Source organism: Nitrosomonas oligotropha (assembly GCF_900106555.1).
In the GTDB taxonomy this organism is placed as follows: domain Bacteria; phylum Pseudomonadota; class Gammaproteobacteria; order Burkholderiales; family Nitrosomonadaceae; genus Nitrosomonas; species Nitrosomonas oligotropha_A.
Window position 1 is genome coordinate 1 of the sequence record NZ_FNOE01000047.1, and the last position, 14,141, is coordinate 14,141.

Here is a 14,141-nt window from a genome sequence, read left to right on the forward strand (position 1 = left end):
TTTAGGCGCGTTTCCTACCCCATGGGAAACGCGCCTCCCGATTTCTCAGCTTGCCTGCAACTACGCCGAACCCCTTACGCGCTTACCCTGGCTGTAAAAAAACAGATACTCATGCATAATAAAAATGCTTATTAATAGACTCCCTATTGATTAGGCAAAGGTCTTTTTACTTGACCAGGGTAAAAAGACTAAACGAGACGAGGTTGTCCAGTGCGTTTTTACAGCGACGCACTGGACTTTTTTATGCGTTAACCCGGCTGCTTTTCGTCTGGTGTTTCAAGCTAAACCCCACCAACCCCAACCCAGCCAGCAGCATCACGTAGGTTGATGGTTCTGGTATGGACGTGGTAGGGGTATCGTATTTTGGTGGCACGTACGTAAGGTAAAAATCCTCCTGATCGGCGCCTGAGATTAAGAAACCTTGCCGCACGCCATTCAAAGTACCTTCTCCAACAATCTGTCCAAAATTATTGATCTCGGTGGCCTGAAGATTTGTCCATCCTGCCGAGACTATAGGTTCTAGTAAAGAAAGGTCAACCATGACGCCGTTATTAAAAACAAAAGCATGAATCTCAGTCCCTGGAGTATAAGCCGATCCAACCACTTGTCCTGCATCATTTATGCCAGTTGCCCAGCTAGAAATTCCACCAAAGGTACCTAAATCAGTCATGCCAAAGCCATTCGGGCCCGTCACAAAAGCGCGTGTATTGCCAAACGCATCATCAGAAGAACCTACGGTTTGACCGGAGCTATTGATATCCGTTGCTACACTAGATTCACCCCCAAGCGTTCCTAAATCGATCATTCCGTTGCCGTCAGCTCCTGTAATGAAAGCGTGATAGATATCATTCTTTGTGCTAATAGAAGACCAACCAACAACTTGACCAGAATCATTCACTCCTAAAGCGCTACTTTGATTTCCGCCCAAGGTGCCCATATCTTTCATATCCGAACCATTGTTAGCAGTTATGAAGCCATGAACATACTTGGAATCGAATGCGGATTGACCAACAACCACGCCAGAATTATTTACATCCATGCCGTAGCTCAATGGCCCGCCCAAATCATTCATTCCAATTCCGTTTTCACCCGTCAAGTATGCATGGAATGCAGGTACATCAATCGCCCAAAGTGCATCACCGGTAATATAGGAGGCTCCAGTCACCTTCCCTGAATTATTTATATCTTCCGCTACCGATAAACTGCCACCCAAGGTACCCAGGTCAAACGCACCAATGCCATTTGCTCCGGTACTAAATGCATGTGATTTGCCGTCATTTGAACGGTAAGTGCCAGAAACTTGACCCGAATCATTTATTCCTGTTGCTGTGCTGCTAATCCCTCCCAATGTTCCAAGGCCTATAATCGACCATTCAGCGCTTGCATTAACTGATACAGAAAGCGCAGCAATAAACAACAATTTGTTCATGTTTTTTATAATCATTATTATTCTTCTCTTAGTTGTTTTCAACCTTGCATTTGCATTCGGTCGTTTTGCAGGCATCGCTGAGCCTGACAACATTACTTAGAGTTGCCATTCCCGTTGATGATTTTTTCTTCGCTTTGATGGTAAATATCAATAATCCCAGCAATCTTTTCAATCTCGTTTTTTGGAAGACCTGTAAGAATATCAATGGCGTGCGTTAGCTTTTCATTGTCAGAATAGACAGGCTGATCCATCCAGCCTGAGGGTTTTCCTGTTTTTTTCTCAATATCTCTAGCCGATGCGCTATTGATTGATCTCGGTTTTCCAGTTTTTGAGTCAGGTGATCTGTTGATCCATTGGCTTAGCTGCGACGGATTCGACATACCTAGTACCTCTGCAAGCGCAGCCACGCTTCCAAATTCTTCTTTGAGAATCAGAAGCCTAGAAAGCCTAGTTTCTTCAATGGTTGGATATTTCATATTTGCATTAGATAGCAACACGCTAATATTTTCCATTAGCGCAGCGCTTGACATATGCATTAGCGCTGCGCTAATATTGTTAAATGAATCTAGATCAATATTTAAACAATCATGAGAAGCCCATTGCTTTTTCAAAGCGGATTGGAGTTCCTACGCCTTCACTGAGTAACTGGCGACACGGAAAGCGCCCGATACCAATTGAGTGGATGGTGATAATTGAAAAAGAAACTAACGGTCTAGTCAGCAGGAAAGATATGTGCGACAGATGGCACGAAATCTGGCCCGAGCTAGCCACCCAAGAGTCAGCAAAGTCCGAGGAAGCGGCGTAGGGGATCAAATGTACAGAATGACGGTTGAAGAAAAACGAAGTGCTGTCATCCGGGGATTTGCTAGTCGTCCCGTCCATGCTTTTCCGCCTGAGTCGCGACTGCGTGTAATAGCACGAAGAGCTGTTCTGTATCCACTGGATGCAGCGATTGCATGGTTAAAAATCGTTCTTGGAATGCTTCGGCGACTTCGGAACGCGGTATTCCATGCTTTTCGAGAACGTTAATGAGCGCGGCAAAACAAGCGGCAAGGTCTTCATACAAATAATCGTTCATGGGAACTCCTTTTTAAGGTTGATGATGAATAAGGTAACTATGCAGGACGCAGGCTTTTCAGTAGCCGCTAAGTTTGATGGCATATTTCCTGGCGGCGAGGTTGGCGAAATAGGTTCTTGCCTCGGCATCGACATTCAGGTTGCAAGACTTGCACCAATTGGGAAACGTTTTGGGATCGATGACGGCGCGCACCACGACATAACCATGGCTTGCGCCATCCTTCTCGAAAGCCTCGGCTTTTGCGAGCCATACGTCGAACCTGTCGGGAAATTGGTGGCTGTCGGACATGATCCTGAGGATAGCGTCGTAATCTTCCGCACGGTACCAGGCCATTCCGATGACTGATTTTTGTTTTTCCATGGTTTCTTCTTTACTTATAGCAGGTTGGTCGCGCTTCCTATTATACCGGTATCGGAGAAACCTCCCTTTACTCAGCCGTGTCCGTCCGGTCAATGACGGGATATGCCGAAGAACCGGAGCTAAGACCCCCATTAAGCAGTCGTGGCCGTCCGTGATATGCGGTCCCGACTGTTTTTTTCTGAGGGTTACTTTAGAAGCATTGATTGAAAAATAAAACCACAAGACAGAGGTGAAAGCGGTGGATACACGAGAGGCCTACACAAAGATGATCACGGCCTATCCGGGAGGATGGCTAGCCATGGCTGCGGCGCTGGGTATGACGAAAGATGCGCTGGAAAACCGGGTTTATGAGCGCAAAGGGCAGCAGATCAACGTGCATACCGCGATGCAGTTGCAGGCATTTTCGCAAACCACTTTGTTTGCAGAGGCGATCAGCCAGGAATCGGGCGGTATTTTTGTGAAGCTGCCGGATTTGAATGAATGCGATCATGAAGAGTTACTCGGCAAATTCAATCAGCTTTATGCGGAGCTTGGCCAGTTATCGGAGAAATTTAGCCACCATACCCAAGATGGCAGGATCGACCGGCGCGAGAAGAAAGATCTGACAAATACCAGCCAGCAGATTCACAGAACCGTGCAGGAATTGATGATCCTTACTTTTGCGATTTATTGCCCGCGCGAAGCGGAGTCGGAGAAGGGGCGCGAATGATTAATCAGACAATACAAATGAGAATAAAACTCATTTACAAATGGATATGATGTCAGGTAGAATGCAAATCATTCATCTTCATAAGTTGAATATACCGCACCAGTCAGCGCGTTCCTTTGCGCGTAGCCGGATGATTGGACGTGTCGTAGTTGTAGGTTTCCCCCCCAGTACATCGCCATGTTTCTCTTCCTTCTCTAGGTGTACTGGGTTCTTTGCGGGCGGCTATCACCTGAATCTGGCAACCATTATCAATCGGGATAACTTTGCCGGATGCTTCTTGAAACATTTCTATCACCGCTTTTTCAAGCGGATCGGCGGTTTTCTGGGTGGCGGCAATGCGCATCGCACAATCGGCGATATCGCACAAGCGGGTGGTATCTCCAGTGGCTTTCATATCGCTCACGATTTTCTTGAATTGCCGCGGATCCGGCATGCCCAGTCTCTTCAGCATACGCTCCAACTGATCATCTTCCAGAACAATATCCGGGCGGCGGCGCTTCAGGTAGCCAGCCATGATATCGCGTTCTGTTTTGAGCATGCGGCGATCGGTGCAGCAGAGAAATCCCAAAAGATAAAGCGCCATCATTTCATAGCCGATGGTTTGCCATGTTTTTTGAATGGCAAGATCGTCGAAGCTGGCGATGGCATGCTGTGCGAGGTCGTTGACGAATTTCCCCGTATTGAGATCTACAGCGCGATTGATCCGGTGATTGGAGAACGAGCGGCGGCTAGCGTGCAGGTGGCAGTAGGCGTCGACAATAAACTTTCCATTGTTTTCATACGCACGGCTGACGCTGATGTTGCGGTTGGTGGTTATGCCATTGCGGTTGGTGTAGGTGATGTTGTAGCTGCCGCTGGCGGGGAGGAGTTTTGCACCTGCAAAGTTGAATTTTCCAATGAAGTCATCGAAGGTGTATTCCGGCATTATGACTCGAAGTTGCATACCGGTTGCCGGGTATTCTTTATCCGGTATTTTGGGAAATGTCTGCCAGATGGCTTTCCAGGCTCTTACGGATACCCAATAAAGAGCAGGCAAAGCTGCGGCGGCAGCCAGTACGGCAATAATTTTTCCCATAGTGACAATTCATGTGCTACCAGAAAACTAACACACTACAATAAAACAGATTTGTTTACAAATCATGACAATCTGGATTATTCTTCGGAAATCACATCAAGGATATTGACTAAGGTCAATTTCATCAAAGAGATTGTAAAAAACAGCCGGGATTTTGCCCGGCTGTCTCTTTTACGCTTCGATGGATTTTCGATTTACGAGCGGACTGGGCAGGGAGCCAAAAGGCTCTCCGGCGCCTTACCGGAAGACCAACTTGTTCTGTTCCGCTCTTCTTTTTTTGCCTTCTTAGCCAAGCTGCGACTCAGCAGCAGGAATTCATACCGTGATATTGCCGGAAATTTTAGCTACTGCTATTTTCCGCGAAGCTTATTCATAATCGCCTGCGCTTCACGATCGGACAGGAATTCCTCAGCAAATTGTTTCTTTAACGAAGCAATGACACAAAGCAGGACTGCTTGGGTGTGTGCAGGTATCTCATCCCAATTTTCTTCCAATTCAGTTAGCAATAATTCGCTTATTACGATTGGATTGCTTGGCGGTAAGTTGTGGCTTTCTATGAGGCGGATAACAATACTGTTAAGTTCTTGTTTCGTCATATTTCACCTGTTCAATGTACGGATTGAACACATCAAAAAGAACCAAGAAGCAGACTACAACAAATCTGATTTATTGACAAATCCGGCTGCACAGGCTTATCCTTTCTCTGCCACGGCAAAATCCGTGGTCAGGTGTGGAAGCCTGAATGTCTGCGGTGATGAGCCGCAATGTATTAAGCAATGCGGCTTTTTTGTTGTCTCAGTGTGTCCAGATCATGGGCGGGCTGGGCAGGGAGCCGCAAGGCTCGCCGGTGCAGACTCGGTCTTCCAACCTGTTCAGTTCCGCCCGCCACGTTTGGAAGCGTGGAAAGCGGTTCATTCAACGAATCGGAGTCTGCACATCATGACAAATACCTCTTTAGTACCGGTATTCACCGGCACAATCAGCAATCAATCTGTTCAACTTTGCAATGCCCGTGATCTTCATTGCTTTTTGGAGGTAGGCACAAAATTCGCGGATTGGATTAATGGTCGCATCACTCATTACAGTTTTATTCAAGACGAAGACTATTTCCTAAATTTCGGAAATAGGTCTGACGGCAGAGCTGGCAAGCGCCGGACCGAATACCACTTGACCTTGGACATGGCCAAAGAACTGGCGATGATCGAGAACAACCATAAAGGCCGCCAGATTCGCCGGTATTTTATTTCGCTGGAACGCAAAGCCGTTAATGCCAGCAATACACCCAAAGCACTCCCAGCCCCGGAACCTAAACGCTATAACTACCCACGCAAACTACTGGAACAATCCGGCTTCGTTTCAGCGGACGGTAAGCACCCGGCCAAGCTAAATATCTCCATGCTGGCGAATACCAAAGCATTCATTTCACCCCTAATGCACTTACTCAACGAAATGCGGGCAGATGGACACGACGTTTCCGCGCCATGGGATGAATTTATCGCCATGCGCGAAGCGCTCATTGCAGCGGATAAAGCGCTTGAAAAGATTTACATGGAAGCGTTGCAGGTTAATTTCAGGTCAGCCAGTACGGCAGGGAATAAATAAATTGCATTACTACCAATTCAATATAGCCGACTATCGCAAAGATACAGCTCATCTTAAGCCGATCGAACATTACATTTATCGGACTCTTATTGATTGGTGTTACCTCGATGAATCACCAATACCGAAAGAAACCCAAACGGTTTTGCGTCGGTTAGGTTTGGGAACCGAAGATGAACCAAATGTAAAAAATGTGCTATCTGATTTCTTCTATTTAACTGATTCGGGATGGGTTCACAAACGAATTGAGCAAGAAATTATTGAATACCACACTAAATGCGAAACAAACTCAACCAATGGAAAGAAAGGCGGCAGGCCGAAGAAAAACCGGTCGGTTAATTTCGCTAACCCAATTGAAAGCGAAAAAAAGCCTAACCAAGAACCATTAACCAATAACCATAAACCAGAGGATATAACACACACTGATTATCCCTCCCAACAGAGTAGGGAACCAACCCCGGCTGCAAGCGTGTGCCTCGAAATCAAAAAAATCGGAATTATCGACATAAACCCGGCTCACCCGAAGCTTCTGATGCTGATCGAAGCTGGTGCAACGATTGACGAATTCATGCACGCAGCACGTACCGCGAAGGACAAGGGCAAAGGCTTTGCGTACGTTCTCGGGATCGTGAAAAGCCAGCGAGCCGAAGCTTTGCAGGCAAAGGGCAAGGTGCTGCAAGGCAAGATTCCAGAACAGAAAAAATTTAATAAATTTAGTGCATCTGATTACATCCATGGGGGTGATGGCTATGGAAACAAACGGGAACAATGCGATGACGGAGGTAGGATCATCGAAGGTGATCTGGTTAACGACATCTCCAAGATTTAAAGGGAAAAAACCGATTGATTATCTGTTTGAGAAACTTGATTTGCTTTATCCAAAGCGGTGGAAAGATCAGTTTGCATCACCGTCTCACGTCGAATCATGGAAGCAGTGCTGGGGCGAAGAATTGGATGAAATGGGCATAACTTTCGAGGAAGTGAGAGTGGGATTAAAACGGTGCATCACAATGTACGATTGGCCGCCATCGTTCCCGGAATTCATCAAGTCATGCCGTCCATCGTTGGATTACGAGCGCGCATTCATCGAAGCTACCGAGCAGATGGCGCTGCGGAAAACCGGTAAGGATCGTTGGAGCAATCCGGCGATTTTTTGGGCTGCGGTGAAGCTCGGTGGCGATCTGACGAACTTCCCATACCTGGCAATCAAAGGGCGCTGGAAATCGGCATTGGACAAAGCGACTGAGGATATCCGGAACGGCGATCTTTCTCCTGAAATACCGCCTCGCATCAAAGCACTGCCCGCACCGGGGAAAACGACCGTTTCGGTTGGGGAAGCGAAGAAACGGTTTGCGGAGATTCATGAAATTTTGAGCCGGAAAGTGGTCAACAAAGCGGAAGGCGGGGGTGGGTAATGAGCGGGAAAAATACCGGCAACCGACTTTGGATGAGGCTGTTGACTGGATCAATCGGTCGATCACTCGGGAGTACTGCGTCAAGTGTATCGATTCATGGCGCAAGTTATACGGCGATGCATTTGCCGATGCGGTTTTGGAAAGGGTAAAAACGGAATGGAAAAACAAGAAATGAATGAAGTTCAGTTTGTTGTTCCTGGAAATCCTGTCGGGAAAGGGCGGCACAAAACAGCGCGTAGAGGGAAATTCCTTACTCATTATACGCCTGAGAAAACGGCTAATTATGAATCACTGGTAGCGCATGCTGCGCATGTTGCGATGGCCGGAAGGTCACTTATAGCCGGGCCTGTTTATGTTGAGATGGATATACGGTTTCAGATACCTGCTTCTTGGTCCAAGAAAAAGCAGAAGCAGGCTGCTGAAGGATTGATATCTGCAACAAAGAAACCCGATTGTTCAAATGTTCAAAAATCCATTGAAGATGGCATGAACGGGGTTGTTTACGTCGATGACGTTCAAATTGTTAAAGGGACTCAGAGCAAACGCTACGCAGAAACACCAGGTGTTGTGGTCATTGTGCGCGAGTTAGAGTTGATGACTGCATGATGGATCGTGACATTCCATCCAATCTGATATTCCGCGATCCTTTGAAAATATTGATCGCCAGGGAATCCAGAACATGCAGAGGGTGTATTCATCAGCATACCGAACGTGCTTTCGGTGCGGATGTGACGGTTTGCACCAAGTCAGATGAAAACGGCAGACGCCGCAATCATGGGCGCAGATGCAAAGACTACAAGGAAACCGTATGAATCAGGCCATGTTTCGCTCAACTTCGCAGGCACTACATTTCGCCTTTATGATCCAGGCGTATGAGGTATCCGTCGAAAACATCATGTCCAAGGCAATCCGTGCCATTATGAAGGAGCTGGGAATATGGAATGAAGGCGATCCTTCTACCGTGGATTTCAGTGGATTGTCCCCCCTGGAAATTCGCGGCCAGTGCGCCATGATCCGCGCAATTGTCCGCGACAGACTGCCTGGTCCGGAAGCGTGGGCGATCCAGGCGCGCTACGGAGTGAATAAAATTGCAGCGATCGACGGTAAAAAACGCTTCGTGTTCTCGCGCGAACGCCAAGAAGCAATCATGAGCCTGGGCGATTGGATGGCGCCGTCATTCCCGAATTTTAACCCGCTGGCAGTGGATATCTTGATCGCCAAAGCGGTTGGGGCTTTGAACAAGAAACAAGCCGGGGGCATTACGTTCAGGGAAATGGCGGAACAGTTCGGTTTGTCGCACGGTGCTTATCACTACGCGATGAAGCGGGTAAGCGAGAGATTGATAGCACTGGAAAGCCGGGCGATTGATACTCTGACGCCAGAGTTTGAGCGGGATGGGGTGGTGTGCTCGGGAAGTTATTGTGTATGAAATTAATTCAGTCGATTGCGCCCGGTTTAGGGGCCGGGCGCACTCCAGAAAAAATTATAAGTTTACTAAGCTGCTACTTGCTCAAACTTTCTGTCACAGCCTTACTATATGCAGCCAATTTCTTGGCTTGTGAGAGCGCAAACTTTTTTTCCTCTGGGCTTAGTGTCTTGACGACCTCAGCAACTTTGGATAGGGCAGGTTCATGTGGGTGGTGTAATTCCACCCAAATTAAGTATGCACGATCAGACAAAAATAGGGACATTGGATCAATCGCAGCGTATTTATAAGTTGACATAGCTTTCTCCATTAGTCGTTATTGTGGTGATGAGGCATATAGAATGTTAAGCGCGAGACCCGCCCCGGTTGGCCTGACGTTTGAGGTGATCAGTGCTCCTTGATGCGAAATGGTTATTAAGATTAGCACTACAGACTATTTAATTCCATTCTTTTATCAACGCTAAGCAGCAGATAAAACGCTGGAAAAGATTTATATCGAAGCGCTGCAAGTAAATTTCAGATCGGCTAGTACAGCGGGGAATGAGTGAATTCGAAGTTTGATTAAGGACAGAAATACTAAGAAATCAGGATTGATGTTCTATTGTATAATGCTGCCCGCTAATTTATCCTTGTGGCATAAAGGGATTGCTGCTGACATACCCTGTCATAAAGGGGTAATTGATTTCTAAAGTTTCTGAGGAGAGTTTAAGATGTTTTTAAAAAAATTAATCGCGTCAACCTTCGCAGTCGGCATTTTGGCCATTGGCAGCAGTGCTCAAGCCGCTTCGTATCATTTCGGGCATCTTCTGTCCGGAGGTGGACCGTCAAATATCCATTTTGCAGATTTGGAAATTAATGATCTGGGGAGCGGTCATTGGTCATTCTTTTTGCACAATATCGATCTGAGTGCTTTTGGCTCAGGTGCGTTTATTGGCTCAATGGCAGTTGATGGTGTAACACCTAGCTCAGTTACAACCGTTGCAGGCGGCGGTGTCAGTACTGTTAGTAAAAACCCAGGCGGCGGCCCCGGCGGTAGCTTTGATTTCAGATATGATTTTGGCCGTGGTAGCGATAAACTTAAAACGGGTGAATCAGTTTCGTGGAATGCTTTTGGATTAGGAAGCTCGCATCTGCCGATTAGCGGAGAATTGGCTCTGCATGTTCAAGGCACGAAATTTTCACCAGATTCTGCTTGGTACGTTTCACCGGTTCCAGAACCAGAAACTTACGCAATGCTGCTAGCGGGATTAGGTCTGATAGGGTTTTCTGCGCGCAGCAGAAAATTGACTGCGTAATAGCTCAGTTCATACTATCCAAGCTGCCCGAGCTTATCGGGTAGTTTTCATTCTGGAATATTTTTGCTTGAACTGTTTATACAAACCAGGTATATTTTTCCCATTCTCGAAGTAATTGCATCCAGGAAGCTCGCAGGCTAAAACCTCCGGGCTTTTTTGTTTTCCAGCACCTCGCTTTGGCTTATGGCCAGCGGGGTGTTTTGTTTTGTGGGTATGAATTTAGAAAGGAAAAAAGAGAAGAAGCGGTTGCCAGGGTGCGGTAACACCCGTGGCAACCACCGCAACACGCAGGAATGATCTGCGAGTCTTGGCCTAAGGCTTCTCCACCCTCGCGAGGGTAGGTGAGCCTACAACAATAATAAGGGGGCTCGCAAGTGCAAGAGATTCGTTGTGGCCAGTGTAATAAGAAACTGGCCGAAGCAGTTTTTATTCAGTTGAACATCAAGTGTCCGCGTTGCGGGACTTTAAACAGGTTGAGCGCCGGGAGCGCCCTGCAGGAACACCCATTGAGTGTCGATTCAAGGATGACACAAAATGGAAGAAATGTTCCTGCAAACCCAATTTCCGCAGATCGAAGCAAAACCGATTGAGGCATTGATCGCGTATGCCCGCAATCCGAAGCAGCACGGTGAAGAACAACTTGCCAAGATGGTCGCAAGTTTGCGTGAGTTTGGTTGGACTTTTCCGATTCTGACTGATGAGCAGGGCGAGGTAATCGCCGGGCATGGCCGCTTGCTGGCGGCTCTGCGGGTGCAAAGGTACGGCTGGGCGATTCCAGGTTGGGAAGATACCGGTACCGTGCCGGTGTTGTGCAAGCAGGGTTTGAGTGAGAACCAGAAAAGGGCTTACCGGATTCTGGATAACCGGATTGCGGAAGAGTCCGGCTGGGATACTGAGCTTTTGTCCCTTGAGCTGGATGCATTGACCGATGCTGAATTTGATCTCGCATTGACTGGGTTCGATACTGACGAAATCAGCCGATTGGCGAATGCGTTATCCAGTCAATCCGGCATTCAGTCGCAGGAGATAGCCAAGAAATCGCTTACTGAGCTGGATGAATCGGTAAAGGCGATGATCGATCAGGCGTGGAGCGGTATCGTTCGCGAGTGGTCTGTACATATCGCAAAGGCGAGATCCGGTGGATTGTTATCGCCTAAGATCACACCCGGTGTGGCGGCATGGCATTTCATCCAGGCCAAGCATTTGGGCGGTGAATATCCGGGTTATTTGTCGCTGGCATTTTGTCCTGAACGATTTTGGACGGCGGGTGACCGGAAGGATTCGGTGCCGGATTGTATTGCCAAGGCGCATGAACACGATCCATCAATGCGTGGAGTGCGTTGGGCTGTGGATGAACGGCCGGATTTTGACCGGGTGTTGTCGTTCGGTATGCCGATGGCGGGTGCGAGGATGCCGCTGGATTTTCCGGCGCGCTTGGCGCGCGATCTGATCGATGAATTTACCCAGGAAGGCGGTCGTGTGCTTGATCCGTGTCATGGCTGGGGCGGGCGTTATGTCGGCTTTCTGCTTGGTGTGAGTGCGCGTGAGTATGTCGGTTGCGATCCTTCACCGGTTGCGCATGCTGGCTTAGAAAAGGCGCGGGCAGCATTATCCGGATTTGCCGAATCGGATAAAACCGCTCAGTTCATCGAACAACCGTTCGAAGAGGCGAATTTATCCGGTGAATTCGATTTTGCACTGACTTCGCCGCCTTACTTCGATGTTGAGGTGTATGCCGGGGAAGATACCAGTTCTATGAGGTATCCGAAATTCGATATCTGGGTGCAGGGTTTTTATTTGCCCATGATGCGCAAGGTTGCGGTACATCTGAAGCAGGGGGCCGTATTTGCACTGCAGGTTGGCAGTCAGACTTATCCGTTGGCGCAGATTGCCATCGATAATGCGGCAGCATGCGGGTTTGAATTAGTAGAAAAGCGTAATGCTGGCATGAATAACACGATACAGCAGACGCCGGAAGATAAAGCAGAAGCGATATTGATTCTGAGAAAATGCTAAAAGGAGTATTTCTCAAGCAATGCAGTGCGTCCGGCTTCTTTCAAGGCTTCGATGTCTTTTCCGATTTGCGCGTAAAAGTGCGGGTTAGTGTATGCGCCGTGAGCGCGAAGGATGGTTTCTTTATGCTCGCCAAGGCGCGGAAATTTGGCGGCGATAATGATTGCTTTCTGCCATCTTTCGGCCGCCATGTGTTCGCGGAGAATTGATATTTTGGTACGCGGTTCTGTGTTCATTTGCTTTGTTCCCATAGAAACCGGACGCGACCCCGGAAGTCCGTCCTTTGCCGCAGCGTTTTCGATTTAAAGCCCACTAAAGCAGCGGATCAAACAGGCTATGGCTTGGACTCTAAGGGATTGTGCGGTGTTGTCCAGGGGGATGGGAAACTTATGGAATAGCTGTGACAAGAAGGGATTATTGATATGGTTGTACGGTTCTTATGAATTTGATTTACTAGCCACTTTACCTGAAAGAATGCATGTTAAACTGTTTCTTGAGCAGTTATTTTTCAGCATAAGGAAGACAGTTAGTGAGGAGGTATAATTTATATGGAGACAACTGCAGTTTTCCCGAAAGGCAAAGTGCCCATTAGAAACCGTGGAGACGGTGGAGACGGTGGAGACGGTGGAGACGGTGGAGGCAATGATAATTCTTCTTCAGGTGATTTTCGTTCTTCGTTGGAAGCTTTTATAAATGCATTCTATTATCTTTTTGATAGATACATTGTTGTTAAAGAAATTAAACTTACCGATACAGAATCGAGGTGGCGTGATGCTCTTTATTCTTTGCTAAAAAATAAGAGCTTCATAGATGAAGTTGTTCAGAAACTTGAGACTAAATTTAATGAGAACAATACTTATAACTTAGGAAAAATGGTAAGGAATGTATTAATCCTAGAACTACAAGCAGTTACTGAACAAATGAATAACGTTGTTAAAGCGCATAATCAGTCAGTTGCTGAATATGAAAGTGTAGGGGATAAATTTTTAATTGCATTGGAAAGCTTAAAAGATGCTCTTGAAGATTTTCCACTGCTGAAGTTAGGCGTTACAACCTGGAAAGAATGTGTCGAGATATTTCGTAAATAGAGCAAACATATTTAATTCTATTATTCATAGAGAATATAAATACATTTTTCAGTACTCTTTAACAAATAAGCAGTGAAATAAACCTATCGACGCGTTTCTTTATGAAGCGGGGTCCCTGACGTTCTGGACAAGATGCGGGTCGGAGGACTCGCGATATTTCCCTAGTTTCAGACTTTTCCCTGGGTTTCATTTCGTTTCAACCTCATGAGCACTGCTTCCGTCGACACCATAGCCAAACTGTTGGATATGACGCCTCGTCGTGTTCAGCAGCTTGCCAATGAGGGAATCATTCCGAAACCGAAAGACCGGGGGCAATACGAAATCATTCCGTGTGTAGTCGGGTATATAAAGCACATCAAAGGGATGCTGAACGGCGAAGCCGGGGATCTGGCATCCGAGAAAACGCGCCTTACCAGAGCGCAAGCTGAGAAAACCGAAATCGAAACCGCCAAATTGAAAGGCGAACTGATATCGCTGGCTGATTCCGAGCGCGGCTGGTCGGCTTTAGTAGGCGCATTTCGCGCCAAGATGCTGACATTGCCGCCGCGAGCCTCGCCAGTTGTCAATGGCGGAGTAAAAAGGTACCAAATAGCGGGCGAAGAGTGTACCAATTAGGTTAATAAAAAAGAGGTTTTGACCTCTGGTTCTGCGCTT

At 47.3% G+C, this 14,141-nt stretch carries 20 protein-coding genes; 13 read left to right on the forward strand and 7 right to left on the reverse strand.

Annotated elements, in window-relative coordinates:
* Nucleotides 1–241: 241 nt before the first annotated feature.
* From BLU57_RS14775 to BLU57_RS14795, 4 genes are all read right to left on the reverse strand, one after another.
* Nucleotides 242–1,504, reverse strand: a complete 1,263-nt coding sequence (locus BLU57_RS14775; protein ID WP_176776468.1) for a PEP-CTERM sorting domain-containing protein — start codon at nucleotides 1,502–1,504, stop codon at nucleotides 242–244.
* A 17-nt stretch (nucleotides 1,505–1,521) separates the two neighbouring features.
* The gene (locus BLU57_RS14780) at nucleotides 1,522–2,040 is read right to left on the reverse strand and encodes a hypothetical protein (protein ID WP_176776467.1); all 519 of its coding nucleotides are present in this window, start codon (nucleotides 2,038–2,040) and stop codon (nucleotides 1,522–1,524) included.
* A 254-nt stretch (nucleotides 2,041–2,294) separates the two neighbouring features.
* Complete coding sequence (locus BLU57_RS14790) at nucleotides 2,295–2,507, reverse strand: hypothetical protein (protein WP_090322551.1); 213 nt, start codon at nucleotides 2,505–2,507, stop codon at nucleotides 2,295–2,297.
* Nucleotides 2,508–2,564: 57 nt separating this feature from the next.
* On the reverse strand, nucleotides 2,565–2,867 hold the full coding sequence (locus BLU57_RS14795; protein ID WP_090322596.1) for a hypothetical protein: 303 nt from the start codon (nucleotides 2,865–2,867) through the stop codon (nucleotides 2,565–2,567).
* A 238-nt stretch (nucleotides 2,868–3,105) separates the two neighbouring features.
* On the opposite strand from BLU57_RS14795, the gene BLU57_RS14800 reads away from it, so the two are divergent.
* The gene (locus BLU57_RS14800; RefSeq protein WP_090322599.1) at nucleotides 3,106–3,576 is read left to right on the forward strand and encodes a YmfL family putative regulatory protein; all 471 of its coding nucleotides are present in this window, start codon (nucleotides 3,106–3,108) and stop codon (nucleotides 3,574–3,576) included.
* A gap of 103 nt (nucleotides 3,577–3,679) precedes the next feature.
* Here BLU57_RS14800 and BLU57_RS14805 read toward each other — a convergent pair whose 3' ends face one another.
* Complete coding sequence (locus BLU57_RS14805) at nucleotides 3,680–4,651, reverse strand: tellurite resistance TerB family protein (RefSeq protein WP_090322553.1); 972 nt, start codon at nucleotides 4,649–4,651, stop codon at nucleotides 3,680–3,682.
* Nucleotides 4,652–4,756: 105 nt separating this feature from the next.
* On the opposite strand from BLU57_RS14805, the gene BLU57_RS16350 reads away from it, so the two are divergent.
* The 7 genes from BLU57_RS16350 to BLU57_RS14845 are packed head-to-tail and all read left to right on the forward strand — an operon-like array spanning nucleotide 4,757 to nucleotide 9,094.
* Nucleotides 4,757–6,253, forward strand: a complete 1,497-nt coding sequence (locus BLU57_RS16350) for an antA/AntB antirepressor family protein (protein WP_218131691.1) — start codon at nucleotides 4,757–4,759, stop codon at nucleotides 6,251–6,253.
* A gap of 1 nt (nucleotide 6,254) precedes the next feature.
* Nucleotides 6,255–7,079 carry a YdaU family protein gene (locus BLU57_RS14820; protein WP_176776469.1) on the forward strand — a complete coding sequence of 275 codons (825 nt, stop codon included), beginning with the start codon at nucleotides 6,255–6,257 and terminating at the stop codon, nucleotides 7,077–7,079.
* The gene (locus BLU57_RS14825) at nucleotides 7,048–7,665 is read left to right on the forward strand and encodes a replication protein P (RefSeq protein WP_090322561.1); all 618 of its coding nucleotides are present in this window, start codon (nucleotides 7,048–7,050) and stop codon (nucleotides 7,663–7,665) included. The genes BLU57_RS14820 and BLU57_RS14825 overlap by 32 nt, the downstream gene beginning before the upstream one ends.
* Nucleotides 7,658–7,840, forward strand: a complete 183-nt coding sequence (locus BLU57_RS14830; RefSeq protein ID WP_090322565.1) for a hypothetical protein — start codon at nucleotides 7,658–7,660, stop codon at nucleotides 7,838–7,840. The genes BLU57_RS14825 and BLU57_RS14830 overlap by 8 nt, the downstream gene beginning before the upstream one ends.
* Nucleotides 7,822–8,271, forward strand: coding sequence for a RusA family crossover junction endodeoxyribonuclease (locus BLU57_RS14835; protein WP_256206203.1), 450 nt, complete (start codon nucleotides 7,822–7,824; stop codon nucleotides 8,269–8,271). Before BLU57_RS14830 ends, BLU57_RS14835 begins: the two co-directional genes overlap by 19 nt.
* Complete coding sequence (locus BLU57_RS14840) at nucleotides 8,268–8,477, forward strand: hypothetical protein (protein WP_090322570.1); 210 nt, start codon at nucleotides 8,268–8,270, stop codon at nucleotides 8,475–8,477. Before BLU57_RS14835 ends, BLU57_RS14840 begins: the two co-directional genes overlap by 4 nt.
* On the forward strand, nucleotides 8,474–9,094 hold the full coding sequence (locus tag BLU57_RS14845) for a hypothetical protein (protein ID WP_090322573.1): 621 nt from the start codon (nucleotides 8,474–8,476) through the stop codon (nucleotides 9,092–9,094). Before BLU57_RS14840 ends, BLU57_RS14845 begins: the two co-directional genes overlap by 4 nt.
* A gap of 73 nt (nucleotides 9,095–9,167) precedes the next feature.
* On the opposite strand, the gene BLU57_RS14850 is transcribed toward BLU57_RS14845, so the two are convergent.
* A complete protein-coding gene (locus BLU57_RS14850; protein WP_090322576.1) occupies nucleotides 9,168–9,389 on the reverse strand; it encodes a hypothetical protein in 222 nt (73 codons plus the stop codon).
* A 412-nt stretch (nucleotides 9,390–9,801) separates the two neighbouring features.
* Between BLU57_RS14850 and BLU57_RS14855 the strand changes: the two genes are divergently transcribed.
* The 3 genes from BLU57_RS14855 to BLU57_RS14865 all read left to right on the forward strand — a co-directional run bounded on the left by BLU57_RS14855 (nucleotide 9,802) and on the right by BLU57_RS14865 (nucleotide 12,402).
* Complete coding sequence (locus tag BLU57_RS14855) at nucleotides 9,802–10,386, forward strand: FxDxF family PEP-CTERM protein (protein ID WP_090322578.1); 585 nt, start codon at nucleotides 9,802–9,804, stop codon at nucleotides 10,384–10,386.
* Nucleotides 10,387–10,760: 374 nt separating this feature from the next.
* Nucleotides 10,761–10,976, forward strand: coding sequence for a Com family DNA-binding transcriptional regulator (locus BLU57_RS14860; RefSeq protein ID WP_090322581.1), 216 nt, complete (start codon nucleotides 10,761–10,763; stop codon nucleotides 10,974–10,976).
* Nucleotides 10,921–12,402, forward strand: a complete 1,482-nt coding sequence (locus BLU57_RS14865) for a ParB/Srx family N-terminal domain-containing protein (protein ID WP_090322584.1) — start codon at nucleotides 10,921–10,923, stop codon at nucleotides 12,400–12,402. Before BLU57_RS14860 ends, BLU57_RS14865 begins: the two co-directional genes overlap by 56 nt.
* Here BLU57_RS14865 and BLU57_RS14870 read toward each other — a convergent pair.
* Nucleotides 12,399–12,635, reverse strand: a complete 237-nt coding sequence (locus tag BLU57_RS14870; protein ID WP_090322586.1) for a hypothetical protein — start codon at nucleotides 12,633–12,635, stop codon at nucleotides 12,399–12,401. The two genes, BLU57_RS14865 and BLU57_RS14870, sit on opposite strands and share 4 nt — an antisense overlap.
* Nucleotides 12,636–12,947: 312 nt before the next feature.
* Here BLU57_RS14870 and BLU57_RS14880 point away from each other — a divergent pair, with 312 nt between their 5' ends.
* Together BLU57_RS14880 and BLU57_RS14885 are read left to right on the forward strand one after the other, a co-directional pair.
* Nucleotides 12,948–13,487 carry a hypothetical protein gene (locus BLU57_RS14880; protein ID WP_090322592.1) on the forward strand — a complete coding sequence of 180 codons (540 nt, stop codon included), beginning with the start codon at nucleotides 12,948–12,950 and terminating at the stop codon, nucleotides 13,485–13,487.
* 204 nt (nucleotides 13,488–13,691) lie between these two features.
* Nucleotides 13,692–14,102, forward strand: a complete 411-nt coding sequence (locus BLU57_RS14885; RefSeq protein ID WP_090322595.1) for a hypothetical protein — start codon at nucleotides 13,692–13,694, stop codon at nucleotides 14,100–14,102.
* Nucleotides 14,103–14,141 lie beyond the last annotated feature (39 nt).

Excerpts from the sequence above, each read along its gene's own strand:
- BLU57_RS14835 (WP_256206203.1), top strand. The coding sequence starts at position 7,822 with ATGGAAAAACAAGAAATGAATGAAGTTCAGTTTGTTGTTCCTGGAAAT.
- BLU57_RS14885 (WP_090322595.1), top strand. The coding sequence starts at position 13,692 with ATGAGCACTGCTTCCGTCGACACCATAGCCAAACTGTTGGATATGACG.
- BLU57_RS14855 (WP_090322578.1), top strand. The coding sequence starts at position 9,802 with ATGTTTTTAAAAAAATTAATCGCGTCAACCTTCGCAGTCGGCATTTTG.
- BLU57_RS14805 (WP_090322553.1), bottom strand. The coding sequence starts at position 4,651 with ATGGGAAAAATTATTGCCGTACTGGCTGCCGCCGCAGCTTTGCCTGCT.
- BLU57_RS14880 (WP_090322592.1), top strand. The coding sequence starts at position 12,948 with ATGGAGACAACTGCAGTTTTCCCGAAAGGCAAAGTGCCCATTAGAAAC.
- BLU57_RS14865 (WP_090322584.1), top strand. The coding sequence starts at position 10,921 with ATGGAAGAAATGTTCCTGCAAACCCAATTTCCGCAGATCGAAGCAAAA.
- BLU57_RS14845 (WP_090322573.1), top strand. The coding sequence starts at position 8,474 with ATGAATCAGGCCATGTTTCGCTCAACTTCGCAGGCACTACATTTCGCC.
- BLU57_RS14775 (WP_176776468.1), bottom strand. The coding sequence starts at position 1,504 with ATGCCTGCAAAACGACCGAATGCAAATGCAAGGTTGAAAACAACTAAG.
- BLU57_RS14870 (WP_090322586.1), bottom strand. The coding sequence starts at position 12,635 with ATGAACACAGAACCGCGTACCAAAATATCAATTCTCCGCGAACACATG.
- BLU57_RS14790 (WP_090322551.1), bottom strand. The coding sequence starts at position 2,507 with ATGAACGATTATTTGTATGAAGACCTTGCCGCTTGTTTTGCCGCGCTC.
- BLU57_RS14850 (WP_090322576.1), bottom strand. The coding sequence starts at position 9,389 with ATGTCAACTTATAAATACGCTGCGATTGATCCAATGTCCCTATTTTTG.
- BLU57_RS14795 (WP_090322596.1), bottom strand. The coding sequence starts at position 2,867 with ATGGAAAAACAAAAATCAGTCATCGGAATGGCCTGGTACCGTGCGGAA.
- BLU57_RS14840 (WP_090322570.1), top strand. The coding sequence starts at position 8,268 with ATGATGGATCGTGACATTCCATCCAATCTGATATTCCGCGATCCTTTG.